The organism is Variovorax sp. P2_H12 (genome assembly GCF_056403395.1).
This window is the reverse complement of sequence record NZ_JBFUFO010000019.1, coordinates 90494-114061: the sequence shown is the minus strand read 5'-3', so window position 1 is coordinate 114061 and position 23568 is coordinate 90494. Positions and strand designations below refer to the sequence as shown.

At 62.8% G+C, this 23568-nt stretch carries 26 protein-coding genes; 15 read left to right on the top strand and 11 right to left on the bottom strand.

From position 1 onward, the window contains the following. From AC1DYK_RS15715 to AC1DYK_RS15700, 4 genes are all read left to right on the top strand, one after another. The coding region (locus AC1DYK_RS15715; RefSeq protein ID WP_478167157.1) for a DDE-type integrase/transposase/recombinase at positions 1-345 on the top strand (345 nt) is incomplete at its 5' end. A 213-nt stretch (positions 346-558) separates the two neighbouring features. Next, positions 559-1083 (top strand): MOSC domain-containing protein, encoded by a 525-nt coding sequence (locus AC1DYK_RS15710; RefSeq protein ID WP_478158326.1) that lies wholly within the window; start codon positions 559-561, stop codon positions 1081-1083. A 1-nt stretch (position 1084) separates the two neighbouring features. Continuing rightward, the gene (locus AC1DYK_RS15705; RefSeq protein WP_478167156.1) at positions 1085-2035 is read left to right on the top strand and encodes a PDR/VanB family oxidoreductase; all 951 of its coding nucleotides are present in this window, start codon (positions 1085-1087) and stop codon (positions 2033-2035) included. Positions 2036-2062: 27 nt separating this feature from the next. Then, positions 2063-2713, top strand: coding sequence for a helix-turn-helix domain-containing protein (locus AC1DYK_RS15700; RefSeq protein WP_478167155.1), 651 nt, complete (start codon positions 2063-2065; stop codon positions 2711-2713). 39 nt (positions 2714-2752) lie between these two features. Here the strand turns inward: AC1DYK_RS15700 and AC1DYK_RS15695 are convergent, their stop codons facing one another. Genes AC1DYK_RS15695 through AC1DYK_RS15680 form a run of 4 tightly spaced genes read right to left on the bottom strand, consistent with a single transcriptional unit; the run spans position 2753 to position 6157 of the window. Continuing rightward, positions 2753-3442, bottom strand: coding sequence for a 3-oxoacid CoA-transferase subunit B (locus tag AC1DYK_RS15695; RefSeq protein WP_478092208.1), 690 nt, complete (start codon positions 3440-3442; stop codon positions 2753-2755). Beyond that, the gene (locus AC1DYK_RS15690) at positions 3439-4101 is read right to left on the bottom strand and encodes a CoA transferase subunit A (protein ID WP_478167154.1); all 663 of its coding nucleotides are present in this window, start codon (positions 4099-4101) and stop codon (positions 3439-3441) included. The genes AC1DYK_RS15695 and AC1DYK_RS15690 overlap by 4 nt, the downstream gene beginning before the upstream one ends. Before the next feature lie 3 nt (positions 4102-4104). Continuing rightward, positions 4105-5298 (bottom strand): acyl-CoA dehydrogenase family protein, encoded by a 1194-nt coding sequence (locus AC1DYK_RS15685; RefSeq protein ID WP_478167153.1) that lies wholly within the window; start codon positions 5296-5298, stop codon positions 4105-4107. A 28-nt stretch (positions 5299-5326) separates the two neighbouring features. Next, positions 5327-6157: a Bug family tripartite tricarboxylate transporter substrate binding protein gene (locus AC1DYK_RS15680; protein ID WP_478167152.1), complete on the bottom strand. Its 831-nt coding sequence runs from the start codon at positions 6155-6157 to the stop codon at positions 5327-5329. A 426-nt stretch (positions 6158-6583) separates the two neighbouring features. Here AC1DYK_RS15680 and acuR point away from each other — a divergent pair, with 426 nt between their 5' ends. The 4 genes from acuR (at position 6584) to AC1DYK_RS15660 (ending at position 10835) form a co-directional block, all read left to right on the top strand. Next, positions 6584-7249: an acrylate utilization transcriptional regulator AcuR gene (gene acuR, locus AC1DYK_RS15675; RefSeq protein WP_478167151.1), complete on the top strand. Its 666-nt coding sequence runs from the start codon at positions 6584-6586 to the stop codon at positions 7247-7249. A 20-nt stretch (positions 7250-7269) separates the two neighbouring features. Beyond that, positions 7270-8256: an acrylyl-CoA reductase (NADPH) gene (gene acuI / locus AC1DYK_RS15670; protein ID WP_478167150.1), complete on the top strand. Its 987-nt coding sequence runs from the start codon at positions 7270-7272 to the stop codon at positions 8254-8256. Next, positions 8253-9911, top strand: coding sequence for a thiamine pyrophosphate-dependent enzyme (locus tag AC1DYK_RS15665; protein ID WP_478167149.1), 1659 nt, complete (start codon positions 8253-8255; stop codon positions 9909-9911). The genes acuI and AC1DYK_RS15665 overlap by 4 nt, the downstream gene beginning before the upstream one ends. Positions 9912-10037: 126 nt before the next feature. Further along, a complete protein-coding gene (locus AC1DYK_RS15660) occupies positions 10038-10835 on the top strand; it encodes an aldolase (protein ID WP_478167148.1) in 798 nt (265 codons plus the stop codon). On the opposite strand, the gene AC1DYK_RS15655 is transcribed toward AC1DYK_RS15660, so the two are convergent. After that, a complete protein-coding gene (locus AC1DYK_RS15655) occupies positions 10832-10978 on the bottom strand; it encodes a hypothetical protein (RefSeq protein WP_478158320.1) in 147 nt (48 codons plus the stop codon). The genes AC1DYK_RS15660 and AC1DYK_RS15655 overlap by 4 nt on opposite strands. On the opposite strand from AC1DYK_RS15655, the gene AC1DYK_RS15650 reads away from it, so the two are divergent. The 5 genes from AC1DYK_RS15650 (at position 10977) to AC1DYK_RS15630 (ending at position 16376) form a co-directional block, all read left to right on the top strand. Further along, positions 10977-11996 carry an amino acid ABC transporter substrate-binding protein gene (locus AC1DYK_RS15650; protein WP_478167147.1) on the top strand — a complete coding sequence of 340 codons (1020 nt, stop codon included), beginning with the start codon at positions 10977-10979 and terminating at the stop codon, positions 11994-11996. The two genes, AC1DYK_RS15655 and AC1DYK_RS15650, sit on opposite strands and share 2 nt — an antisense overlap. 80 nt (positions 11997-12076) lie before the next feature. Further along, a complete protein-coding gene (locus tag AC1DYK_RS15645; protein ID WP_478167146.1) occupies positions 12077-13249 on the top strand; it encodes an amino acid ABC transporter permease in 1173 nt (390 codons plus the stop codon). Positions 13250-13251: 2 nt separating this feature from the next. Further along, complete coding sequence (locus tag AC1DYK_RS15640) at positions 13252-14343, top strand: amino acid ABC transporter permease (RefSeq protein ID WP_478167145.1); 1092 nt, start codon at positions 13252-13254, stop codon at positions 14341-14343. 19 nt (positions 14344-14362) lie between these two features. After that, on the top strand, positions 14363-15103 hold the full coding sequence (locus AC1DYK_RS15635; protein WP_478158318.1) for an amino acid ABC transporter ATP-binding protein: 741 nt from the start codon (positions 14363-14365) through the stop codon (positions 15101-15103). Positions 15104-15170: 67 nt separating this feature from the next. Continuing rightward, positions 15171-16376 (top strand): trans-sulfuration enzyme family protein, encoded by a 1206-nt coding sequence (locus AC1DYK_RS15630; protein ID WP_478167144.1) that lies wholly within the window; start codon positions 15171-15173, stop codon positions 16374-16376. Between the two features lie 89 nt (positions 16377-16465). On the opposite strand, the gene AC1DYK_RS15625 is transcribed toward AC1DYK_RS15630, so the two are convergent. From AC1DYK_RS15625 to AC1DYK_RS15605, 5 genes are all read right to left on the bottom strand, one after another. Then, complete coding sequence (locus tag AC1DYK_RS15625) at positions 16466-17353, bottom strand: LysR family transcriptional regulator (protein WP_478158348.1); 888 nt, start codon at positions 17351-17353, stop codon at positions 16466-16468. 61 nt (positions 17354-17414) lie between these two features. Further along, positions 17415-18536 carry a trans-sulfuration enzyme family protein gene (locus AC1DYK_RS15620; RefSeq protein ID WP_478167143.1) on the bottom strand — a complete coding sequence of 374 codons (1122 nt, stop codon included), beginning with the start codon at positions 18534-18536 and terminating at the stop codon, positions 17415-17417. Between the two features lie 98 nt (positions 18537-18634). Further along, the gene (sugE, locus tag AC1DYK_RS15615; protein WP_477649874.1) at positions 18635-18955 is read right to left on the bottom strand and encodes a quaternary ammonium compound efflux SMR transporter SugE; all 321 of its coding nucleotides are present in this window, start codon (positions 18953-18955) and stop codon (positions 18635-18637) included. A 71-nt stretch (positions 18956-19026) separates the two neighbouring features. Next, positions 19027-19371, bottom strand: a complete 345-nt coding sequence (locus AC1DYK_RS15610) for an antibiotic biosynthesis monooxygenase family protein (protein WP_477649875.1) — start codon at positions 19369-19371, stop codon at positions 19027-19029. A gap of 18 nt (positions 19372-19389) precedes the next feature. Continuing rightward, positions 19390-20022: an FMN-binding negative transcriptional regulator gene (locus AC1DYK_RS15605; RefSeq protein ID WP_477649876.1), complete on the bottom strand. Its 633-nt coding sequence runs from the start codon at positions 20020-20022 to the stop codon at positions 19390-19392. An 81-nt stretch (positions 20023-20103) separates the two neighbouring features. Here AC1DYK_RS15605 and pdxR point away from each other — a divergent pair, with 81 nt between their 5' ends. Then, positions 20104-21609, top strand: a complete 1506-nt coding sequence (pdxR, locus tag AC1DYK_RS15600; RefSeq protein WP_478167142.1) for a MocR-like pyridoxine biosynthesis transcription factor PdxR — start codon at positions 20104-20106, stop codon at positions 21607-21609. On the opposite strand, the gene AC1DYK_RS15595 is transcribed toward pdxR, so the two are convergent. Further along, entirely contained in the window at positions 21606-21884 is a 279-nt protein-coding gene (locus AC1DYK_RS15595; protein ID WP_477649887.1) for a helix-turn-helix domain-containing protein, read from the bottom strand. The two genes, pdxR and AC1DYK_RS15595, sit on opposite strands and share 4 nt — an antisense overlap. Before the next feature lie 182 nt (positions 21885-22066). Between AC1DYK_RS15595 and AC1DYK_RS15590 the strand changes: the two genes are divergently transcribed. After that, positions 22067-23545, top strand: a complete 1479-nt coding sequence (locus AC1DYK_RS15590) for an aldehyde dehydrogenase (RefSeq protein ID WP_478167141.1) — start codon at positions 22067-22069, stop codon at positions 23543-23545. Positions 23546-23568 lie beyond the last annotated feature (23 nt).

The window sequence follows — 23568 nt, the reverse complement described above, 5'->3', positions numbered from 1 at the left end:
CAACACGAGCTCGCAGCTCATCAGGTACTCCGGCCTGCCCGCAAGACATGCTCCCGTCGCCCCTATCCCGGTGCGGCGACGATACTCCGCCGAGGCATCGAACCTTGCGCCGGGAAGGCGCGAGGGATAAGCATGCCAGGTAACAACATGATCGAGCAAGACCATCGGGGCGTGAAGTCGCGCATCAACCCCATGCTCGGCTTCAAAGTCTTCGATCGAGCGGCGGTGACGATCGCCGGCGTGGAGTTGCTGCATCGCATCCGCAAGGGCCAATTCAATCTCGGCCGGCTGCGCCTGCGAGGCCAAGCTGCGCCCGCGATCTGGAACGCGGTGCTTTCGGCCTGACAGGCGCAACGCACTCGCGAAGTCGTTCGGCTGCGCGAAAAATTCGCACCAGAGCCCGAGTTACTTGCGATCCGGGAGGCGCCCATATAAGACCATCCCTAAGGCCCCTCGTGATCGACCGAAAATGCTTTTGCGAGTTCCATAGGACACAAAGTGTCCTATAATGGCGTTCCTTCATCAGACCGGCGGCATCGCCGTTATCAAGGAGCGTCCATGCTTACTGCCACAGACCAACCGCCCCAACACGAGGAACGGCAAGTCGTTCCTGCCTGGAAGGGGGTCGTTCGATATCTGCACATCACGCCTCGCGCCTTCCTTCCCATGGAGTCGTTCGACGAACTGAAGCTCGTGGCCGGCAAAGGCATCGAGGGAGACCGGTACCTGATCGGACGGGAGTCCGGCTTCTACTCCCACAAGCCGGAGGAGGGACGACAGATCACGCTGTTCGAGATCGAGACACTGGAAGCCTTGGCGCGCGATGCAAAAATCCAGATGCTGCCCGAGGAGCATCGTAGAAACGTGACCGTGGAAGGTGTGCCGCTCAATCATCTCGTCGGGCGCCAGTTCTGGGTCGGAGACACGCTTCTCGAGGCAACGCGGCTGTCCACGCCGTGTCGCCACATCGAGGAGATCCTCGGCAAGGCCGTGTTCGATCCATTGATCAACAGGTCAGGGCTCAACTGCCGGATTCTGACAGGCGGCGTCATCCGAGTGGGCGACGCCGTCCGCGGGGTGTGACATGCCTAAGGCCATCAAGCATCTCCAAGCTGTCGTTCGGGAAATCGACGAGCCCTTGCCGGGGGTCAAGCGGCTGGTACTGACCGACCAGGACGGTTGGCGTTTGCCTGCGTTCAGGCCCGGAGCGCACATCGACCTCCATTTGGGCAACGGGCTCGTTCGCACCTATTCGTTGTGCAACGATCCCGCCGACTGCAGGAGATATGTCGTCGCCGTCAAGCGCGAGGAGGAGGGGCGCGGCGGGACCCGCCACATACACGACGAGCTTCGTGCCGGCGAAGTGATTGGTGTTTCGGTACCTCGTAGCGGGCTGGAGCTCTTGTCCACCGGAATGAACATCTTTGTTGCGGGCGGCATAGGCGTCACACCATTCGTCTCTGCAATTCTGGCGTTGGAGCGTGAAGGAAAGGCGAACTACCAGCTGCACTGGGCCAGCATGGGCAATCCGAGCCTGATCGACATGCTGGAGGCGGCGGTCAAGGGCGGACGCGTCCATCTCTACAACACGCTCGAGGTCAATCCGCCCGACATCCAATCCCTGATGGAGGCATCTGGACAGGACGCAAAGGCTTTTTGCTGCGGACCCGCTGGGATGCTCGACGCATTCGAGGCCGCTGTCGCTGAATGGCCCGAAAGCCGCAAGCATGTGGAACGGTTCAGCGCGCCAAAGTTGGCGTCCACCCCGGACGCGCAATCCTATAGCGTTGTGCTGGCCAAGAGCGGACGTGAGCTAGAGGTTCGTCCTGAGGTGGGCCTTCTGGCCACCCTCGAAGCTATGGGGGCCGACATCTCAGTGTCATGCGCAGGCGGTATCTGCGGTGCATGTCGTACGCGCTGGATCGAGGGGCCGCCGATCCATCGCGACCGCGTCCTGAGTCCCCAGGAACGCGCGCATGAAGTGATCGTGTGCGTTGCGGAGTGTGCTGGACCGCGCCTGGTTCTCGATCTGTAGGCGACGGCTTTGGAAAGCAGTGGACAAGTGGTTGCGCCGATCCTGGGCGAGGCGATGGGCGCCATACTCGTGCCAGAATCAGGCCCCACAGCAATTTCCAGTGATTCCCGTACAGCTGCGCAGTCTGACGAGAATCCCTTCAAAGTCTTGGCACTACATCTGAAGTACCTGCGCGTCCAAAGCGGACTGACGCTGGAGAATCTGGCCCGGGATTCAGGGCTGACGCGCAGTTATTTGTCGAAGATTGAGCGGGGCGTATCCACGCCGTCGATCGAGTCGGCGCTCAATATCGCCAAGGCCCTAGGTGTGACGGTAGACCGGCTCTTTGGGCAGCAGTCGGAAGTGGATGTCGTTTCGATTGTTCGGGGCAATGGGTCCATTGCAGGAGATCCGACGATGCATCTCTCGCTGGTCGCGGGCCTTCGCAACGACCGCGTGATGCGGGCGTTCATCGTGCGTCCGGGGAAAACCCAGAAGCGCGGCCGGATCATGAGCCATCATGAGGGCGAAGAAATCCTCTTTGTCCTGACCGGCCACATCGAAATGCAGATCGGGGCACGCAAGGAGCGCCTGGAGCCAGGCGACTGTGTGCAGTTCGACTCCACCATTCCGCACAAGCTGACCGCGCTCACCGACGAACCAGCTTCGGCGCTTGTCGTGATCGCCGCCACCGCATAGGTTCAGAGCCGCGGCTCGACCCGCAGCCTGAATCCGGCCTCAGGGGGGCGGCGCCAGCACCCCTTCCGAGGAGAATCGCCTCACCGTTGGCGCCAGCTTCAGCGGCGCCCCGGTGAGTTGCTGCACGGATTCGAGCGATGCACCCTCGAAAAGCGCCTGCACGACGAATCCATCGCCGGTGACGTCGATGATCGCGAGGTTCGTGAACACCTTGGCCACAACCCCCACCGCCGTGAGTGGCAAGGTGCAACGCTCTACCAGGCGAGGCTGGGCGTCGCGCGTGGTGTGCTCCATCATCACCCATATCTGTTTTGCTCCCACGGCCAGATCGATGGCTCCGCCAATGGCCGGCGGCGCACCGTTCAGGTCGCCGGTGGTCCAGTTGGCCAGGTCGCCGTGCTGGGATACCTGGAACGCACCGAGGATGGCAATGTCGAGGTGCCCTCCGCGCATCATCGAAAACGACAGGCTCGAGTCGAAGAAGGACCCGCCGCGGGCGAGCGTGACGGGCACCTTCCCGGCATTGATCAGATCCAGGTCTTCCTCTCCCTGGGCCGGTTTGGGACCGACGTTGAGGATGCCGTTCTCGCTGTGGAGCATGACCGATGTATCGGAGGGAAGATAGTCCGCCACGCTCGTCGGTGCTCCGATGCCGAGGTTGACGAACCCTTGCTTGGGAAGCTGGTGTGCGACCAGGCGCGCGAGTTCCAGTCTGGATAGAGAGTTCATGCGGGCCTCGAGAGAAAGACGCGATCGACAAAGATGCACGGGGTGACGATGCCTTCGGGGTCGAGCTCGCCGGGCTCCCGGAGTTCGTCGACTTCCACTGAGACCACCTCTCCGGCCGTAGCCATCACCACAGAATGATTTCGTGCCGTCTTGTTGTAGTTCAGGTTGCCGAGCGCATCGGCCTGCCGGCCCTTGAGCAATGAGAACTGCGCGCGCAAGGGCTTCTCCAGAAGAAACTCGCGGCCATCGACCACGACCTTCTGTTTGCCCTTTTCGAACACGGTGCCCACGCCCGTCGGAGTCAGGAATCCGCCGAGGCCTGCGCCTCCGGCCCGGATGCGCTCGACCAGCGTGCCCTGCGGAACCAACTCGAGTTCAACCTCGCCGGCCCGGTATTGATCGGCGAACACGTCTGCGCTTCGCGGATAGGAGCAGATGATCTTCCGGACGATGCGCGCACCGAACCACAGGGAGAGATCCTGGCCGCCGGAGCCTGCGTTGTTGGAGATGACGGTCAGTTCGCGCACCCGCAGGTCCAAGACTGCCTCGATCATCCCGCGCGGAACCCCCGCGCCGCCGAAGCCCCCGACCATCACCGTGTCTCCGTCGCGCAGACCGCTGACTGCCGCGTTTGCGTCCTTGACGACCACATTTCTCATTGATCAGATTCCTTCTGTGCGGGCGGGCCCATAGTCTTTGGCCAGACCTTTGGCTATGCGTTCGAGCAGCATCTGGCTGGTGCCATCGCCGAATGCCGCCAGCCGTGTTTCGCACGACAGCATGGCAAGGCGGTGATCGGCGCTCGCGCCGGTGGCGCCCATTGCACGCTGGCACTGGTCGAGTGTCCAGACGGCCACGTCGACGGCGAACTTTTTCGCCTGCGCGGCCAGCGTCAGCGCCGCCTTTCCTGTTTGCACGGCAATCGCTGCGCGCAGCACGAGTGCATTGGCCGCCTCCAGGCGCAGTGAGACCTCCGCGAGCTCCCACCCGAATCCCTGGTGCCTGAGTAGCGGCTTGCCAAAGGCTTGCCTTGATTCCGCGTAGCCCACCGTCTCTGCCAAGGCCGCTCTGGCAGAGGCGACGCACATCGCCGCGACATGAACGCGTGCGGCGTTGACCGATGCCATGGAAGACTTGAAGGCCCGCCCTGGCGGGTCGAAGAGACACCAGTCGGGAACGAAATGATCCTGGAAAACCAGGGATGCCAGTCGGAAGGACCGGGCGCCCGGCATGACGAGTTCTTCCCTTCGCAGCGTCGGCCCGTCAACCAGGGGCACCAGAAAAGACGCGATATCGCCGACTGCTTCCGCGCCGGCTGGGTCAACTCTTGCAAGCAGGTTTGCGCATTGGATGATCGAACCGTTGGTGATCCACGACTTCGTGCCGCTGATCAGCCATCCGCCGTCCACGCGCCGTGCCCTCGTCTTCAGCGCGGCCAGGTCGCTGCCGCCATCGGGCTCGGACATCGCGGGGGCGCACAACGTTCGCCCGCCCAGCATGGCGCCGAGAAGCTCGGCACGTTGCCTCTCGGAACCGAAGCGCGCCACGCGAGTCACGGAGCCTTGCAGATTGTTGATGGCGAAGGCGGCGGCAAAGCCATGCTCCGCCATCGTCTGGGCCACGCGGATCTTGCAGAGGAACGAGGCATCGTGGCCGCCGAATTCCCTTGGCGCTTGAAGTCCCAGAAAGCCTTCCTTTGCCCACCTGTCGATCCATGAAACATCGTAGGCGTGGCCCTGCGTGTGAGATCCCAGGAGATGGGCGCTGAATTCGCCGCGGCAGAAGTTGCTGGCGGCCTGGACGAGCGATCTTTCCGCCGCGGACAGTCTCTCGTCGTAGAGGTCGTAGAAGTTCATCGGGTTCGAATGCGCGGTCGGCAGTCGCTCAGCGGGCCAAGGGAGTCGTCAATGTTTTCGCCCAATCGTTCCAGAACACGATCTCCTTGGCCACCTGTTTGGTGTACAGATCGGGTGTCGACACCTTCACCGGAACGGCGCCGAGCGTCTCCAGCTGCGCCAGGAACTCGGGGCTCGTCACCACCTTGTCGAGCGCCGCCGCAATCTTCTGGACGACAGGACCCGGCGTGCCGGCAGGCGCCGCAATACCGAACCACGGTGAAAGATCGATCGGCTTGCTGCCGGCTTCCTGGAGCGTGGGCAGGTCCGGGAACGCGGGCGAGCGCTCCGGCGCGGCGACCGCAAGGGCCTTGATCCTTCCGGCGCGGATGTGCTGGGCGACCGTCGCCTCGGTGAAGAAGCCGACCTGCACCACGCCGGCCAGGAGGTCGGTGATGGGCTGTGCGCCGCCCTTGTAGTTCACGAACGTCAGATGCGTGCCGTTGCCCGCGTCGAAGAGCGTTCCGCCGATGTGCGACGTGGCGCCGAAGGTGCCGCCGAAATTCAGCTTGCCGGGGTTCGCCTTGGCGTAGGCGATGAGTTCCTTGATGCTGTTGATCGGCACGTCGGGATTTACGACGACGAGATTGCGCTGCTTGGCGACGTTCCTGACATAGGCGAAGTCCTTGAGCTGGTCATAGGAAAGCGTCGGGTTGAGGGCTTGGCCGCGCGTCTGCGAGGACTCCACCGCAACGAGCAGGGTGTAGCCGTCTGGCTTCGACCTGGCGACGGCTTCGGCACCGATGACGCCGCCGGCGCCAGCGCGGTTGTCAATGATGACCGTGCCATTGAGTTCCTTGCCGAGGGCCTGCGCAATCACGCGGGCAATGATGTCCGTGGGCCCCCCTGGCGGGAAACCCGCAACGAGCTTGATCGGCTTAGACGGATACGGCTCGTCGGCCAGCGCGGTGGTGATGGCCAGGCAGGCGAGGCCGGCGGCGACAAGCCAATTCTTGACGGAGTGGGGCTTCATGGGGCTTCCTTCTGCAGAAGTGAGGAGGTGGCGAAAGTATTGGCTACAGGACCCATTGTGTCAATTAGGACTCGCATTGGGGTTTACCAGCAAGACTCGGGCCAACGACGAAGCCTGGAAAAATCAACGGATTTGATCCGAATGCCTCGCAATAAAGTGCGAAGTTCCCAATGAAAGTGCGCGCGTGGCCGCATGTTGGTGCGATCTCCGTGGGTGCGCGCATGTCGGATAAAGCAGTAGATGTTCCATAGACGATCGGTCTAAAATTGACGCATGACCGAAAAACCAAAAGTAGCTGTGGCACGCGGCCGACGGCCGTCGCCGGCGTATGCGGGAACGCGCGATGTACTGATCCGATGCGGGATGGAGCTGCTCACCGAGCAGGGTTTCAGTTCGACGGGCTTGGATGCCGTGCTGAAGCGGGCGACTGTGCCCAAGGGTTCGTTCTATCACTACTTCGCGAACAAGGATGCGTTCGGAGCGGCCGTGATGGACGCCTATGACGACTACTTCAAGCGAAAGCTCGATCGATGGTTGTCGAACCAGGAGCGCGCACCGCTCGATCGGCTTGCCGACTTCATCGCCGATGCCTCCAGAGGCATGCGCAAGCACCGCTTCACACGGGGATGCCTGGTCGGCAACCTGAGCCAGGAGCTGGGTGCCCTTCCTCCGGATTTTCGCGAACGCCTCGACGCCATTCTTGTCGGTTGGCAGGAGCGGGTGGCACGCTGCCTCAAGGAGGCTCAGGCCGCAGGAACCATCTCGGCAGCGCTGGACGTCGAGCAGCTCGCCGAGTTCTTCTGGATCGCCTGGGAAGGGGCCGTGCTTCGAGCCAGGCTGGTGCAGACGGACCGACCCCTGAAGACCTTCATCGAGGCATTTCTGTCCAGCCTGGGTGTATGCGCCCAGGCCTCGCCGCGCAACGCAGCGGATCACTGAATTCTTATTGGAGCGAAAACATGTTCAAAGGCATCGTCGTGGAAAAAGACGCGGAAGGCTACCGCGCCTCGCTGGCCGAGATCGATGAAAACCGCCTGCCCACAGGCGACGTCACGGTCCGAATCGAATACAGCACGCTGAACTACAAGGACGGCTTGGCCATCACCGGAAAGGGTCCCGTCGTCCGGAGCTTTCCCATGGTGCCGGGCATCGACTTTGCGGGCGTGGTGGAGCAGAGCGACCATTCTGAGTTCAAGCCGGGCGACACGGTGGTGCTTAACGGCTGGGGCGTTGGCGAGACCCATTGGGGCGGGCTTGCACAGCGCGCGCGCGTGAAGGGCGATTGGTTGATTCCGCTTCCAAAGCGTTTCGGCGCCAGGGATGCCATGGCAATCGGTACCGCAGGGTATACAGCCATGCTGTGCGTGATGGCCCTGGAGCGGCACGGGCTGATGGCGGGCGATGGGCCGGTGCTCGTGACGGGTGCGAACGGCGGCGTCGGAAGCGTTGCGATCGCCCTGTTGGCCAAGCTCGGGTACACGGTCACGGCGTCCACGGGGCGGCTTGACGAGTCCGAGTATCTTCGGCGGCTCGGCGCCACCGACGTGATCGATCGCAGGGAGTTGAGCGAACCGGGCAAGCCGCTGCAGAAGGAGCGCTGGGTCGCCGCCGTGGACTCCGTTGGCAGCCACACGCTGGCCAACGTATGCGCGCAGCTTCGATACAACGGCGTGGTCGCTGCGTGCGGCATGGCCCAGGGGCTCGACCTGCCTGGGTCGGTCGCGCCGTTCATCCTCCGCGGTGTAAGCCTCATCGGCGTTGATAGCGTGATGCGGCCGAAGGCAGACCGTGTCGCGGCGTGGGAGCGGCTGGCGCGCGATCTGCATGGCCCGATCCTGGAAGACATTGCGACCGAGATTCCGCTGCCGCAAGCGATCGATGCAGCCGCCAGGCTCATGCGGGGCGAGATTCGGGGCCGCCTGGTCGTCGACGTGAACGCGGCATGAAAAAAGGGGCGGTCATGACGTATCGAGTTGCCGAGGCCATTGTCGACAGCATGGTCGCGCATGGCGCGGACCGTGCATTCAGCGTACCCGGTGAAAGCTTCCTGGCGCTCCTGGACGCGCTTTACGCGCGGCGCGACTTCGATCTGGTGACATGTCGCCACGAAGGATCGGCGGCCCTTGCAGCGATTGCGGACGCCAAGCTGACGGGCCGCGCCGGAATCGTCATGGCGAGCAGGGGGCCCGGGGCATTCAATGCTGCGATCGGCGTCCACGTGGCGGCCGAAGAAGCGGTTCCGCTGATCCTTTTGATTGGCCAGGTCGAAACGCCGAACTTGGGCCGCGGCGCCGTTCAGGAAATCGATTCCGCCAAAGCGTTCTCCGGCCTGCTGAAATGGACCGGTCGCATCGACAAGGCGGCAAGCGCCGCCGAAGTGATGGCCCGCGCCTTTGCCGCGGCTGCCTCGGGAACGCCGGGGCCGGTCGCCGTCGAGTTGCCCGAAGACGTCTTGACCGAAGTGGTCGAGCGGCAGCCCGCGCGGGTTCACGGCGTGGCACGCGCCGAGGCGACCCTGGAAGACGCGGCGCGCGTACATGATCTGCTTTCCAAGGCCAGCCGCCCGATCCTGATTGTGGGCGGAGAGTGCCGGACCGATGATTTCCGCAATGATCTCCAGGAGCTCGTCGGCCGGTGGCGCCTTCCCGTTGCCGTCACCAACAAGAACCAGGACCAGTTCTCCAACACAGACCCCCGCTGGGTTGGCCAACTGAGCTTCTTCACCTCGCCCGCACACACGGCGCTCTTCATCGAAGCCGACTTGCTTGTCGCGATCGGCAGCCGCATGGGCGATGTGTCGTCCCTGGGGTTCGCCTTTCCGCGGCAAGGCACCAATCCGCAGAAGTTCGTTCACGTGTATCCCGATCCGTCCATGATCGGGCGCCATTTTTCGGCGGAACTGCCGATCGTCTCGACGGCGCATGGCTTCGTGCGTGCCGCATTGCGCCATGGCGGCTCTGGAACAGTGTCGAGCCAGTGGCTCGAGCGGGTGCGCGCGGCGGCCGACCGTGCGCACGGCTGGCAGCCACAGAATGTGGTGGCGAACGACGTTTTGGGCCACTCGATCATGGCGCTTGCGCGTCTGGCCCGGAACGATGCGGTCTTGACGACCGATTCGGGCAACTTTGCAGCCTGGGTTCACCGCATCTTCAGGATGACGCCGGCGAACCGGCTGCTCGGCTCGGCTTGCGGAGCCATGGGAACGGGGGTCCCGGCCGGCATAGCGGCTGCCTTGCGCCATCCGGAGCGAGAAGTTCTCGCCTTCGTCGGCGATGGAGGATTTCTCATGAACGGCAACGAACTGATCACCGCGGTCGACAGAGGGCTGAACCTGCGCGTGGTGGTGTCCAACAACGCGTCTTACGGCACGATCCGCACCCACCAGCAGCGGCACTTTCCCCATCGCATCAGCGGCACGGACCTGGCGAATCCCGGCTTCGCAAGACTTGCCGAGGCATTCGGCGCCCGCGGATTCAGGATCGAGCACTCCAGGGATGCCGCAGGCATCGTCGAGCAAGCCATGAGAGTCGAGGGACCGGCGTTGATCGAAGTCTGCAGCGATCCGGACATGTCGGTGGAGCGCTCTCTCAAGTGGGAGTGAGCCGCTGTTCAGTCTTCCAGCGTGTCGCCGCGCGAAACTCATAGCTGCTATGAGCTGTGCTGCATGGTGTCCCGTGCCTCAGCCAAGGATACTTTGTGTCATTGCAAAGTCACGGAGACAAACCACATGGCTGAAGACTTGCGGTCCAAGGACTACTTCGACGATCGTGCAACCAGGGACATGGCCAAGCATCTGGTGTCACCTCGCCGGACCATGAAGGAGACCTTGGCCTGTGCTTGCCGGATTCTCGCCATGACCGGGCAGGAGGCGGGTCTCGCCGGCCAGATCAGCGCGCGGTCCGACCGCGGAGGCGCGTACTGGACGCTCCGGTTCGGCCTCGGCTTCGACGAAGCCACGCCGGACGACTTCATCGAAGTCGATGGCGACCTGAACACGCTGACGGGCAGCGGCATGCCGAACCCCGCGACGCGGTTCCACCTGTGGGTGTACGAGGCGCGGCCCGACGTTCAGTCGATCGTCCATACGCATTCGCCCTGGGCCTCCGCGCTCGCTGCAGCCAAGCAGCCACTGGTCATCGCCCAGATGGACATGACCCCCCTGCATGACGATTGCGCGTTCCTCGGGGAGTGGCCGGGGGTGCCCATTGCGGATGACGAAGGGGTCATCATCTCGCGGGCGCTCGGATCGAAACGAGCCATTGTCTTGGCACACCACGGCTACCTGACGGCGGGAAAGACGACCCAGGAAGCCACCTACCTGTCGGTATATCTCGAGCGTGCCGCGCGGATGCAGATCCGGGCCCAAGCCGCCTTCGGCCCGTTGACGCCGGTGGACGACGCCTTGGCGCGCGAGGCGCACGACTATCTGCTGAAGCCGTCGATCGTGAACAGCACCTTCGACTATTGGTGCCGGCAGACCGAAGCAGGCTTGGCGCCGCTGCTCGCCAACCGGCCGCGCCCCTAGAGCACTCGCCCGAACCCCCGCCTTCCGGCGTTGAATTCGATGGACATGCATCTGGCATGTTCGTCCCAGACCCGTTCGCCCGCCCGCTTCTCCACGTTCAGCGTCTTCGCTGAAAACTCCCAGTCCACAAGGAAGATCGCCATGAAACTTGTCCGCCTCGCGGCCGCCGCCCTGATGGGCCTTTGTCTCTCAGGTATGAGCCATGCCGGCCAAACTTTCGACACGGTGAAGAAGCGCGGCTTCGTGCAGTGCGGTGTCTCGACGAATCTCCCTGGATTCGCATTCACCGACAGCAAGGGAGAGTGGCAGGGCATCGACGTGGACACCTGCCGCGCCATTGCAGCCGCGATGTTCGGAAATGCGGCCAAGTTCAAGGTGATCCCGCTCACCACACAAGCACGCTTCACCGCGCTGCAGTCCGGCGAAGTCGACGTGCTGACGCGCAACACCACCCAGACGATGTCGCGCGACACCACCCTGGGCCTCATCGGCGTTGGCGTGAACTTCTATGACAGCCAGGGCATCATGGTGACCAAGGATGCCAACGTCAGCAGCGCGAAGAATCTCGCCGGCGCAACCATCTGCGTCCTGCCCGGAACCACGACCGAACTGAATCTCACCGACTGGTTCCGCGGTCTCAAGCAAAGCTTCAAGCCGGTGCTGCTGGACACCGTCGACGAAATCAAGCGCGCGTTCGCGGCGGGCCGCTGCGATGGCATCACGATGGACAAGTCGCAGCTGGCGCTGGCGCGTATCGCCTTTGGAAACACAGACAAGTATGTGATCCTGCCGGAGCCGCTGTCCAAGGAGCCTCTCGGACCGATGGTCCGCCAAGGCGACGAAGCCTGGTTCAACGTTGTGCGCTGGTCCCTCAATGCGCTTCTGGAGGCGGAGGAATACAACCTGACGTCCAAGAACGTCGATGAGATCGCGAAGGGCAGCATCCCGCCCAACATCCAGCGGATCCTCGGTACCTCTCCTGGCATGGGCAAGGGACTCGGGCTTGACGACAAGTGGGCATACAACATCATCAAGCAGGTCGGCAACTACGGTGAGATGTTCGACCGCAGCCTGGGCGCTGGGAGTCCGATGAAGCTCGATCGCGGCCTGAATGCCTTGTACACGAAGGGCGGCTTGATGTATGGGTGGCCCATTCGATAGCTCAAAGCCCATGGGCAGATGCGTCGCGCATGTGGTGCGCGCACCGCCGCGATCGCGCCAAACCCGCACCCTACATTCCCATGAGCTCACCTCGACGCGCTTCGCTCAAGTTCAGCTGGAACAATCCGGAGTTCAGGGCGCTTGCCTATCAGTTCGTCGTCGTGGGCCTGGCTGCCCTCGTGGCGTACTACCTTGCCTCCAACACCTTGCACAACCTCGCGACGCGCAACATCGCGACCGGTTTTGCATTCCTGGAAAGGGAAGCGGGATTCGCCATCGGCGAGTCCCTGATCGAGTATTCGCCTTCGGACACCTACGCCCGCGCCATTCTCGTGGGGCTCGCCAACACCCTGCGGGTCTCCGCCGTCGCATTGGTGTTGGCCACGATGCTCGGCGTCGTTGTCGGGATCGCCCGGCTGTCGAGCAACTGGCTCATCGTGCGGCTGGCAGGTGCCTATGTCGAACTGATCCGCAATGTGCCGCTTCTGCTGCAGCTCCTGATCTGGTATGCCGTCATCGGTGAACTGCTGCCGGGTCCAAAGGCGGCTTTTCATCCGCTTCCGGGCATCTACCTGTCGAACCGCGGCATGCTGATGCCATCGGTGGATGGACCGGCCATCGCGGGAATGCTCTGGGGATTGGTGCTCGCCGCAGTCGCCATCGTGGCGGTAGCCCGCTGGCAGCGAGCCAGCCGGCGCCGGACCGGCGCCCCTACGAGACTCTGGCCTTTCGCCCTGATGCTCTTGCTGCTCATGCCAATGGTCGGCTGGCTGGTCGGAGGGCGCGAATTCGAGCTCAGCATACCCCATCGGAGCGGATTCAACTTCGAAGGGGGCTGGGCGCTCTCGCCCGAACTGTTCGCCTTGCTGGTCGGTCTCGTCACCTACACAGCCGGGTTCATTGCAGAGATCGTCCGTGCCGGCGTCCAATCGGTGAGCAATGGTCAATGGGAGGCGGCACAGACGCTCGGACTGCCACGGTCGCGCGTGCTTCGGCTCGTCATCCTGCCCCAGGCGCTCCGCGTGATCGTTCCCCCCACGACGAGCCAGTACCTGAATTTGGTCAAGAACAGCTCGCTCGCCGTCGCGATCGGCTACCCCGACCTGGTTTCCGTCGTCAACACCGTCCTCAACCAGACCGGCCAGGCGATCGAGGGCGTCCTGATCATCATGGCGGCCTTCATGACCGTGAGTCTGACCGTCTCGCTGTTGATGAACTGGTACAACAAGCGCATCGCGCTGGTGGAAAGATAAGCATGAGCACCACCACCCACACGGACCGGCCCGTCCAGTTCGCGCCGTCCAGAGTCCGGGCCAAGCTCGTGACCAGGCTGCGCCAAAGCCTTTTCCAGTCCCCGGCGAGTGCGGTCTTGACCATCCTGACGATCTGGCTCGTCCTGATGCTGGCACCCCCCTTGGTGCAGTGGCTGTTGGTCAAGGCGAGCTTCCGGGCCCCTGACGCACAGGCCTGCAGGGAGGCGGGCGGGGCTTGCTGGGCTTTCATTCGGGAGAAGTATCGGTTGATTCTCTTCGGTACTTACCCGCACGCCGAGCAATGGCGGCCATTGCTCGCGACGGCGCTGCTCGTCGCGTCGATCGTCTGGACGGCCACACGCCGGTTGGCCGGACTCCAGATTGTCGGGCTGTGGGTGTTCACGATCCTGGCGGTGGCGACGTTGATGTGGGGCGGCTTCCTCGGCCTAGAGTTCGTCGAGAACACGCGCTGGGGCGGCTTGCCTCTGACACTGATACTGTCAACATTCGGAATCGCGTTTGCCTTTCCCATCGGCATCCTGCTCGCCCTGGGACGCCGCTCCCGGATGCCGGCTATCAAGGCAATGTGCGTCGCATACATCGAGCTGATACGCGGCGTGCCTTTGATCAGCCTTCTGTTCATGTCGTCGGTGATGCTGCCCCTGTTCTTGCCGGAGGGATTCAGCATCGACAAGCTGTTGAGGGCACAGCTGGCGATCATCTTCTTTGCGGCGGCCTACATTGCGGAAATTGTCCGCGGCGGACTCCAGGCCATTCCCAAGGGCCAATACGAGGGCGCCGAGTCCATCGGACTGAGTTACTGGCAGCAGACGCGAAAGATCGTCCTACCCCAGGCCCTCAAGGTAGTGATTCCGCCGCTGGTGAGCACCTTCATCGCACTGTTCAAGGACACATCGCTTGTCGTCATCATCGGAATCTTCGACCTGACGCAAGCAGCGAAGGCGGCTCTTGCGGATCCCGCATGGACAGGTTTCGGCGTGGAGGCCTACCTTTTCATCGGCCTGATCTATTTCGTCTTCTGCTATTCCATATCGAGGTACAGCCGATCGCTCGAACGGAATCTGAAGCGCTAGAGCGCAATGGGAGCATCAAATGAGCGAAGTCATCGTCAGTCTGCAGAAGGTCAACAAATGGTATGGGGACTTTCATGTCCTGCAGGATATCGACCTGAACGTGCACAAAGGAGAGCGCATCGTGATTTGCGGACCGTCCGGGTCGGGCAAGTCCACGATGATCCGCTGCATCAACCGGCTCGAGGAGCATCAGTCGGGGCTCATCACGGTGGACGGCGTTGAACTGATCCACGACCTGAAGCGCATCGAGGCCATCAGGAAGGAAGTCGGCATGGTGTTTCAGCACTTCAACCTGTTTCCTCACCTCACCGTTCTGGAGAACCTCACGCTGGGACCGACCTGGGTTCTGAAGAAACCGCTCGCCGAAGCGCAGGCGATCGCAATGGAGTACCTGGAGCGGGTTCGCATCCCCGACCAGGCGCACAAATACCCAGGCCAATTGTCCGGGGGACAGCAGCAGCGCGTTGCGATCGCGAGGTCGCTGTGCATGTCGCCCAAGGTCATGCTGTTCGACGAGCCCACTTCGGCGCTCGACCCCGAAATGGTCAAGGAAGTGCTCGACGTGATGGTGAGCCTGGCCCAGGAGACGAAGATGACCATGCTCTGCGTGACGCACGAGATGGGCTTCGCCCGCAAGGTGGCGGACCGGGTGATCTTCATGGACCGAGGGGAGATCGTCGAAGAGAACGTTCCAGAGCTTTTCTTCGGCAACCCGCAGACAGATCGTGCCCGCCAATTCCTGAACCAGATCGTCCACTAGGCGCTGCCGCTGCCGCCGGGACGCTGGCTTGTTTATATCGACAGGTTCAACAATGAAAGAGTCAAGCATGAAAGAGATTTCGCAAGGCCTGGGATTTCAGACTCGCGCGCTGCATCATGGCCACGACAGATCTGATCCCTATGGAGCCGTTTCTCCGCCGATCTACATGACCTCCACCTTCGCCTTCGACAACACGGCGGAGGCGGCAGCAGTGTTCTCTGGAGAAAGCGACCGGTACGTCTACGGCCGGCAGCACAACCCGACGCAGCATCTCCTGGAGGCGAGGCTCGCAGAGCTCGAAGGTGCCGAAGCAGCACTGGCCACCGGCTCGGGCATGGGTGCTATCTGCTCCACCTTGCTAACGCTCCTCTCCGCCGGAGACGAGTTGATCGTGCATCACACGATGTACTCGACGGCGACTTCATTGGTCGACGAGGGCCTACCGCGCTTCGGGGTGAAGGTCACGAAGGTCGACCTCACCAGGCCCGAGAAGTTGAAAGAAGCATTGTCCGAGCGCGCGCGGCTCGTGTACTTCGAAACGCCCGTGAACCCGACGGCTCAGCTGTTGAACATTCGTGAGCTTGCAAAAGTGGCGCACAGCCGTCCGGGCGTTCGGGTGCTTGTCGATTCGACGTTCGGCTCGCCCGCGCTGCAGCGGCCGATCGAGCACGGGGCCGACCTTGTGGTGCACTCCATGACGAAGTACATCAACGGGCACGGCGATCTGCTCGCGGGGGTCGTGCTCGGAGATCTGCCCACGATCAAGCGGATCAGGTCGGAGGGCCTCAAGTACATGACCGGCGCGACGCTCTCGCCCATGCTGTGCTTCCTGGTCATGCGAGGGCTGAAGACGTTGACGCTGCGGATGCGGCAGCACAGTGAGAGCGCGCTGAAGGTCGCCCGCATGCTGGAATCCCACCCGGCGGTGAAGCTCGTGCGCTATGCCTACCTCGAGGGCAGCCCCGATCATCGACTCGGCCTCTCGCAGATGAGTGCCGGTGGTGGGATGTTGTCCTTTGAGCTGCACGCCGGGGTCGATGGTGCAATTGCGATGATCGACCGGTTGAAGCTCATATCGCGGGCCATCAGCTTGGGCGACACGGAAACCCTGATCACCCATCCCGGCACCCTGATCCTGGCGCGCCAGAAGGTCGAGCCTGCCGCGCATCTCAGCGCCGGCGTGACGATGGACCTTATCCGGTTGTCTGTCGGGCTGGAAGATGTGGATGACATCCTCGCTGACCTTCGGCAGGCACTTGACTCGTTGCAGTAGCGAGAGCGGCGGCATCCCAAAGGCGAACGTTGCGGCGCTGGAGAGACTGATTCTGAATCGGCTCACACCGGTTCTCGGAACTGAAAGGATCAGGTCGAGCGTTGCAGTTGTTCGGCGACCTGCAAGACGCAAACGAGCAGATCGGAGGTCAACGGTGCCATTGCCTTGCCCGTGCTCGAGATGGCAACCACTCGGCGGCGCAAAGCGGGGCGCTCGATGGAAACTTTGCGAAGCCCGTAGTCGGCAAGCAGCCTGTCGGGAATGCGCGACGGCAAGATGCAATGGCCGACCCCGGAAGAAACGAGCTTGAGCATGGCGTCTATGGTTTCTGCTTCGGCAACATGGGTGGCCTGCAGCCCAGCGCTATGGATCATCCGCCTCAGAGCGTAGTGCGCGGGAAAGCCGACCAAGCGCAGGCTGAGAGTCGACAGGTCCTGGGGCGATTCCAGGGGACTGTTGTCGAGGACGACCAACGCCATTTCGTCCTCGAACAGCGGCTTCGATGCCAAGGTTCCGCAATCCACCGCGGAGTCGTAGACGAAACCCAGATCTGCCTTGCCGTTTTCGACCAGAGCGACGACCTCGGGCGAACTGCGGCTCAGCAGCGAAAGATTCACATCTGGGTGCGTGCTGACGAAGAGCGAGAAGACTTCAGCGACAAAGTAGTAGCTGAGCGTATGGACCGTCGCCAGGCGGACCGTGCCGTGCGTAACCCCTTGCCGGCGCACGCTGTCGACAGCGCGATCGATCTCTCTGAAGGCCGGCGCCAAGGCGCTGTGGAGTTTCGTGCCGGCTTCGGTCAACTCGACGCCGCGACCCGTCCGGACAAACAGTGGCTGGCCCAGGTTCGATTCGAGTGCGCCCAATTGCTTGCTCAATCCGGACTGTGTCTGGTCGAGCTTGTCGGCAGCCTTGGAGAGTGAGCCCAGTTCCGCGATGCATAGGAAATACCGCAGCGGGCGGTCAAGTGTTTCGATCGCCATGGTATTTCTTGGTTGGTCGCTCTGTACGTGGTCGAAGTACGTGCGAAATTGGCTGTTATGGTGCAGCGGAACGTATTGCCGAGTCGAGGTCGCTCCAGAGATCGTCCGCATCCTCGATGCCGACACTGAGTCGCAGAAGCGAAGGTGGAAGGTGGCCCTGTCCGGGGATCGCAGCTCTTCTTTCCATCGTTGATTCCACGGCACCGAGACTTGTCGCATGGCGGATCAGCCTGACATTTTTGCAGACACTATCAGCAAAACCAGCCCCTCCACACATGTCGAACGAGATGATCGTTCCGAAGCCCTTGAGCACACGTTTGGCAATGGCATGCGTCGAATGCGAGGGCAAGCCTGGATACCGGACACGAGCGATCAACGGGTGCGCCTCGAGCCGTTCCGAAAGCAGCATGGCAGTTTGCTGGGCCCGTTGAAGTCGAAGCGCGAGGGTTCTCGCGCCGCGGACGGCAAGAAAGGCTTCGAGCGCTCCCGGTGTCGCGCCAGTCAGTTCGCGGGACTTCCTGAGGGTGCGCCACAGTGCATCGTCCCTTGTCGTGGCGAGACCCGCCAGCAGGTCGGAATGGCCGCCAATGAACTTGGTTGCCGATTGCAGAGACACCGTGGCACCGAAGTCGAGCGGCTTCTGATTCAAGGGCGTGGCGAAGGTGTTGTCCACTGCCACGATGGCTCCTGGCTTGCGTGGTGCAGTGCAAATAGCTTCCAAATCCGCCACGGTCAGCAGGGGGTTCGAGGGCGATTCAAGCCAGATCAGGTCAGCGGCGGCGCAAGCACGAATCCAACCTGCTGTATCGTCCACCGCCACCCGCTGCATGGACCATCGCCCTCTTTCAACGCCGGCTTCGGCAAGGCCTGCAACACCTTGATAGCAATCATCTGGCAGCACGATATTGGCACCAGCCGCAAGTTGATCGAACACCGAGGCAATGGCGGCCATGCCGGAGGCGAACGCTACGGCCTTGCCTGACTCAAGCCCTCCGACGACTTCTTCGAGTGCTTCCCAGGTTGGCGTACCGTCATCACGCGAGTACTCGCGCCCCCTGCCGATGATGAAGTTCGATGCTGGGATAAGCGGCACGTTCAACGGAGCGCCCGGCTCAGAGGCACGGCCTGCCGTGACGAGCCACGATTCCGGCTTGATTGCAGAAGTGTACATTTCCATTCTCAGTACCTCCAAAAAGACTGTGGTGCGTGCGGTGCACGGCGTTGATGATGCAGGCACGCGGTGTACTCGGCAGCTCGCACTTGCAGCCGAGCAGACTACGCCGAGCTTGTCAGTTTGAGGCCGACGATACCGGCAACGATGAGCCCCAGACTGACCAACCGACCGGGTGCTGCGGATTCCCCGAACAGGACAATGCCTAGGATTGCTGTGCCGACTGCCCCGACTCCGACCCAGACGGCGTACGAGGTGCCAACGGGTAGGGATTTCATCGCGATCCCTAGCAACACGACGCTGATGACCATGGACGTAATCGTGAAGATGCTTGGCCACAACTTGGTGAATCCATCTGTGTACTTTAGGCCGATGGCCCAGCCCACTTCAAGAAGACCGGCGATAAGCAGAAGCATCCAGGCCATATGATTCTCCACTCCGCGATCCAGACGCCGCATCCGATCGACTCCGTCGCTGTTCACAAAGCCGCCAAGATTCAGCGGACACAAGGTACTGATCGCGTTTCGCCAGCGAGCGGGTGCTGAATGCCGCCATCGCCATAGGAGCGGACGATCTGTGCGATGACCACCTGATAGCCGTTGAGCCAGAGCGCTTGCCGCTGCTTTGCGGCGATGTGCGCTGGGTGCCCTATGAGTTCCTGAAGCGCATCCATCGTTTCCCAGTAGTACACGGTTGAGATGAGCCCCGTCGCGGGGTTCTCCCAATTCTCTTCGCCGAGATAGCCGGTGATGGATCTTGCAATCTGGGCAATGACTTCGTCCAAGGCATGGAACTCGTCGTCGAGCTGGCGCTTTGCGAAAGTGAAGGTTGACGTGTACATGAGCTTGTGCTGGCCTCGTCAGTTCGTTCCGCCGGCCCTGCGCATCGATTCGGCCAGTTCCTTGCTTCCGCGCGTCTCCAGCGTTTCCGCAGCGTTGAGACGGTCGCGCGCTTCCCTGTTTTGGCTGAGCTTGGCCTTGCCCACGAGCGAGGTGATGGCGATCTCGATGCCCACGATGTTGCGCACCATGCTGTCGATGTACTCGGGCGCGGAGTCACCCATCTTCCAGGGCTTTGGTTCGGCCGCCTCGTGGCGCCGCGTCAGGCGCGCGATGATGCCGCGCGCAAAGCGCTCGTCGTCGTGCACGGTGAGCACGCCGTGCGCGTGTACCACCTCGTAGTTCCAGGTGGGCACTTGGCGGTGCGCCTCGTGCTTGGATGGGTACCAGCTGGGCGAGATGTAGGCTTGGGCGCCGCCGAAGATGACCATCACTGGAGTTGCGGTGGGGCAGCGCTGCCACAGCGGATTGGCGCGAGCGAGATGCGCCGAGAGCAATCCGTGCGCTCCCACGTCAGGATCGAACTCGAACGGGAGGTGATCGGCGTCCAGGCCCGTGGCCCCATGCGTGACGAGTGCACCCAGCGGATGCTCGCGGATGATGCGGGTCAATTCCTCGGGTCTCGCTTCGGCGAAGTGCGTGGGGATGTACATCGGGGGAGGGGGAATGCTGTGGCAACTGGTACTGTCGTGCGGAACCGGCACAATGGGAAGGACCAGTTTTAATCCTTTTGCATGGACCAGTTTCGTAAGCCGCCGAGCCTGAGTTCCGGTGCCAGCAGCCCCGGACGCCACGTCTACGACCTGCTGCGTTTCCAGATTGCGGACGGGACGCTTGCCGCGGGCGCGCAGGTGCCGTCCACGCGTGCCTTGGCCGCCGATCTGGGAGTGTCGCGCACCACCGTCACCGCCGCCTATGAGCAGCTCGCGGCCGAGGGCTTTCTTGTCACGTCGCCCGGGCGCGTTGCCCGCGTCGCGAGTCCGATGGCTGCACGCGCACGGTCCGACACCAAGCTGAAGCGGCGAACCGGGACTGCGCCGACGCTCTCGGCCTTTGGCCGTCGCGTGGCGGCAATCGACATGCCCGGGCTTGCTCCTGCGGAACCTTGCCGCATCGACTTCCTGTACGGCGCTGTCGCTTCTCGCGATTTTCCCGCGCTGGCCTGGCGGCGGGCCTACCAGGCCGAACTGCTGCGCCATCAACGCAGGCTCTACTACGCCGCGCCCGAAGGCGACGCGTTGCTGCGACGCTCGCTGCAGGGATACCTGAGGCGCGCACGGGGCCTGGCCTGCGATGCCGAACAGATCCTCGTGGTGCACGGCTCACAGCAGGCCATCGACCTGTGCGCGCGGCTTCTGCTCAATCCTGGCGACACCTTCGCTTTCGAGGAGCCCGGCTACCTGATGGCGCGTCGGTGTTTCGAGGTTACGGGCGCGGAGGCCCTGGCGATACCGGTGGACGCCCAAGGCTTGGACACGGCGAGGCTGCCAAAAGACGAACACGTACGCTTGGCCTACGTGACGCCATCGCACCAGTTTCCGCTGGGAGGTGTGCTGCCCATCGGCCGGCGCCTGGAACTGCTTCGTTGGGCGCGAACGCACCGCGCCTGGGTGATCGAGGATGACTACGACGGCGAGTTTCGCTACGGTCAGCGCCCGATCGACGCACTGCAGTCGATCGATTCCGACGGCCGCGTGATCTACATCGGCACCTTCTCCAAGGCGTTGTCGCCGCAGCTTCGACTGGGCTATCTGGTGCTTCCTGCTGAACTGGTACCGGTGTTCCGGCAGGCAAAGCGGCTGGCCGACCGCCATGCCCCCGTGCTGGAGCAGCGAGTGTTGGCGTCGTTGATCGACAGCGGCACCTACGAGCGCCACGTGCGGCGCACGCGTCGCGAACACGAACGCCGGCGGGCGGCCTTGCTCGATGCCATTGCGCGCCACCTACCTGCCAGCGCCACGGTCGCCGGCACGGCGGCCGGACTGCATATGGTGCTCTGGCTACCGTTCCTGGGGCCGCACGACGAGCCGGCGCTGGTGGCTGCCGTGCGCTGCAAGGGTGTCGGTGTCTACATGGTGTCGCCGCTGTTCGCCAGACCGCCATCGCACGCTCAATCTCGGCCGGCTGGACTGATCCTGGGATATGCCAGCCTGTCGGTCGAGGAGATCGATCAGGGGATGCGTGTGTTGGCTGCGGTGATCGCCGAGCGGGGTGCGAAGCCGGGAAGTGACGGTCGCTAGGACAAATCGGTCGAGCGTCGAAGCTCCCGGTACAGCGTCACGCGGCTGATGCCCAGCCGGCGCGCGGCCTCGTCCTTGTCGCCTGCAGTCTCTGCGAGGGTCTTTCGTATGCAGGCATCGCGCTCGCGGTGGAGGTGTGCCCTGCAGCGTGGTCGTTGGTGTCGTTCCGTCCCGGCCGGCAATGGCCTGCGGGCGCTTTGCGGCGGGCTGATCTGGCAGCCCGGCTTCGCCCGAGAGCAGAAAGCGCAGCAGCGCGGCTTCCAGCTGCCGCACATTGCCGAGTTGCGCCCAGCGTGAACCAAGCGCTTCCTTCGAGAACAGGACCATCAATGACAACGCCTAGCTAGGTTAAGCGCAGCCACGGTTGTCACCGTTTGGCGTTCTGCTGAACAGAATGCTTGATGTTATTTTAGAATTGCCATAGACTTTCAGGCATCGACACACGAGAGACATGCGCATGAAGCGATATCAGCTGTTCATTAACAATGAATGGATCGATCCGGCCTCCGGTGCCTGGTTCGAATCGACCGAGCCCTACTCTGGCAAACCATGGGCCGAGGTTCCGAGGGGCGGGGTGGCAGATGTCGACCTCGCGGTGCGCGCCGCGCATGACGCGTTTGAAGCACCTGCTTGGCGCGATCTGACAGCAACGCAGCGCGGAGCCTTGCTGCGCAAGCTTGCTGACCTGGTGAGCCATAACATCAATGTTCTGGCAGAAACCGAGCAGCGCGACAACGGCAAGCTCATCGCCGAGGTCAGCGGGCAAGTCCATAACGTTGCGCAGTGGTTTCACTACTACGCGGGCCTGGCAGACAAGGTTCAGGGCGCAGTGGTGCCGATCAACAAGACCGGCGTCTTCAACTACGTCAAGTACGAACCCCTGGGTGTGGTCGCGGCGATCACACCCTGGAACTCTCCGCTCGCCCTGACGGTATGGAAGATCGCCCCGGCGCTTGCAGCGGGCAACACCATGGTGATCAAGCCTTCGGAGTACACGTCGAGCTCGTTGTTGGAGCTGGCTGCCTTGGTGAAGTTGGCGGGCTTCCCGCCGGGCGTCTTCAACGTCATCACCGGCTTTGGCACTGAAGTCGGGGAGCCGCTCGTGAGCCACCCCCTGGTGGCCAAGGTGGCCTTCACTGGCGGCGACGCCGCCGGCCAGAAGATCAACGAGATTGCCGCCAGGGACTTCAAGAAAGTCACGCTGGAACTCGGAGGCAAGTCCGCCAACATCGTGTTTGACGACGCGGACCTGGACCAGGCCGTGATGGGCGCGGTGGCTGGCATCTTCGGTGCGGCCGGGCAGACCTGCATGGCCGGCTCGCGGCTTCTGGTACAGCGCGGCATTCACGACCGCTTCGTTGCGATGCTCATCGACGTGGCAAGCAATGCCATCGTGGGCGATCCGGCAAAGATGGAAACCCAGGTCGGCCCCATCGCTACAAAAGCCCAGTTCCACAAAATCCTGGACTACATCGAGATCGCCAAGGACGGCGGCGCCAAGTGCGTGCTCGGCGGCCATGCGCTCACCGGCGAAGGCTACGGGCAAGGCCAGTTCGTGGCGCCCACCATCTTCACCGGCGTCACCAATGATATGCGCATTTCCCAGGAAGAAGTCTTCGGGCCCGTGCTCTCGGTGATTCCTTTCGACGACGAGGCTGATGCGCTGCGCGTCGCCAACGACACCCAGTTCGGTCTCGCAGCCGGCGTATGGACGCGGAGCCTGCATCGCGCGTTCCACATGTCGGACCGGTTGAAGGCCGGCACGGTGTGGGTCAACAATTACCGCGCCACCAGTTTCACCACGCCCTTCGGAGGCTACAAGCGCAGCGGCATCGGGCGCGAGGGCGGCGTCGACGCGATCAAGGAATACCTGCAAAGCAAGAGCGTCTGGATCACCACGCAACCGTCGCGCACCAACGCGTTCGTGCTCGGCTGACCCTCAACCCGGCGCCTGCGCGC

Excerpts from the sequence above, each read along its gene's own strand:
- AC1DYK_RS15710 (WP_478158326.1), top strand. The coding sequence starts at position 559 with ATGCTTACTGCCACAGACCAACCGCCCCAACACGAGGAACGGCAAGTC.
- AC1DYK_RS15705 (WP_478167156.1), top strand. The coding sequence starts at position 1,085 with ATGCCTAAGGCCATCAAGCATCTCCAAGCTGTCGTTCGGGAAATCGAC.
- AC1DYK_RS15695 (WP_478092208.1), bottom strand. The coding sequence starts at position 3,442 with ATGAACTCTCTATCCAGACTGGAACTCGCGCGCCTGGTCGCACACCAG.
- AC1DYK_RS15690 (WP_478167154.1), bottom strand. The coding sequence starts at position 4,101 with ATGAGAAATGTGGTCGTCAAGGACGCAAACGCGGCAGTCAGCGGTCTG.
- AC1DYK_RS15685 (WP_478167153.1), bottom strand. The coding sequence starts at position 5,298 with ATGAACTTCTACGACCTCTACGACGAGAGACTGTCCGCGGCGGAAAGA.
- acuR (WP_478167151.1), top strand. The coding sequence starts at position 6,584 with ATGACCGAAAAACCAAAAGTAGCTGTGGCACGCGGCCGACGGCCGTCG.
- acuI (WP_478167150.1), top strand. The coding sequence starts at position 7,270 with ATGTTCAAAGGCATCGTCGTGGAAAAAGACGCGGAAGGCTACCGCGCC.
- AC1DYK_RS15665 (WP_478167149.1), top strand. The coding sequence starts at position 8,253 with ATGAAAAAAGGGGCGGTCATGACGTATCGAGTTGCCGAGGCCATTGTC.
- AC1DYK_RS15660 (WP_478167148.1), top strand. The coding sequence starts at position 10,038 with ATGGCTGAAGACTTGCGGTCCAAGGACTACTTCGACGATCGTGCAACC.
- AC1DYK_RS15650 (WP_478167147.1), top strand. The coding sequence starts at position 10,977 with ATGAAACTTGTCCGCCTCGCGGCCGCCGCCCTGATGGGCCTTTGTCTC.
- AC1DYK_RS15655 (WP_478158320.1), bottom strand. The coding sequence starts at position 10,978 with ATGGCGATCTTCCTTGTGGACTGGGAGTTTTCAGCGAAGACGCTGAAC.
- AC1DYK_RS15645 (WP_478167146.1), top strand. The coding sequence starts at position 12,077 with ATGAGCTCACCTCGACGCGCTTCGCTCAAGTTCAGCTGGAACAATCCG.
- AC1DYK_RS15640 (WP_478167145.1), top strand. The coding sequence starts at position 13,252 with ATGAGCACCACCACCCACACGGACCGGCCCGTCCAGTTCGCGCCGTCC.
- AC1DYK_RS15635 (WP_478158318.1), top strand. The coding sequence starts at position 14,363 with ATGAGCGAAGTCATCGTCAGTCTGCAGAAGGTCAACAAATGGTATGGG.
- AC1DYK_RS15630 (WP_478167144.1), top strand. The coding sequence starts at position 15,171 with ATGAAAGAGATTTCGCAAGGCCTGGGATTTCAGACTCGCGCGCTGCAT.
- AC1DYK_RS15620 (WP_478167143.1), bottom strand. The coding sequence starts at position 18,536 with ATGGAAATGTACACTTCTGCAATCAAGCCGGAATCGTGGCTCGTCACG.
- sugE (WP_477649874.1), bottom strand. The coding sequence starts at position 18,955 with ATGGCCTGGATGCTTCTGCTTATCGCCGGTCTTCTTGAAGTGGGCTGG.
- AC1DYK_RS15610 (WP_477649875.1), bottom strand. The coding sequence starts at position 19,371 with ATGTACACGTCAACCTTCACTTTCGCAAAGCGCCAGCTCGACGACGAG.
- AC1DYK_RS15605 (WP_477649876.1), bottom strand. The coding sequence starts at position 20,022 with ATGTACATCCCCACGCACTTCGCCGAAGCGAGACCCGAGGAATTGACC.
- pdxR (WP_478167142.1), top strand. The coding sequence starts at position 20,104 with ATGGACCAGTTTCGTAAGCCGCCGAGCCTGAGTTCCGGTGCCAGCAGC.
- AC1DYK_RS15595 (WP_477649887.1), bottom strand. The coding sequence starts at position 21,884 with ATGTGCGGCAGCTGGAAGCCGCGCTGCTGCGCTTTCTGCTCTCGGGCG.
- AC1DYK_RS15590 (WP_478167141.1), top strand. The coding sequence starts at position 22,067 with ATGAAGCGATATCAGCTGTTCATTAACAATGAATGGATCGATCCGGCC.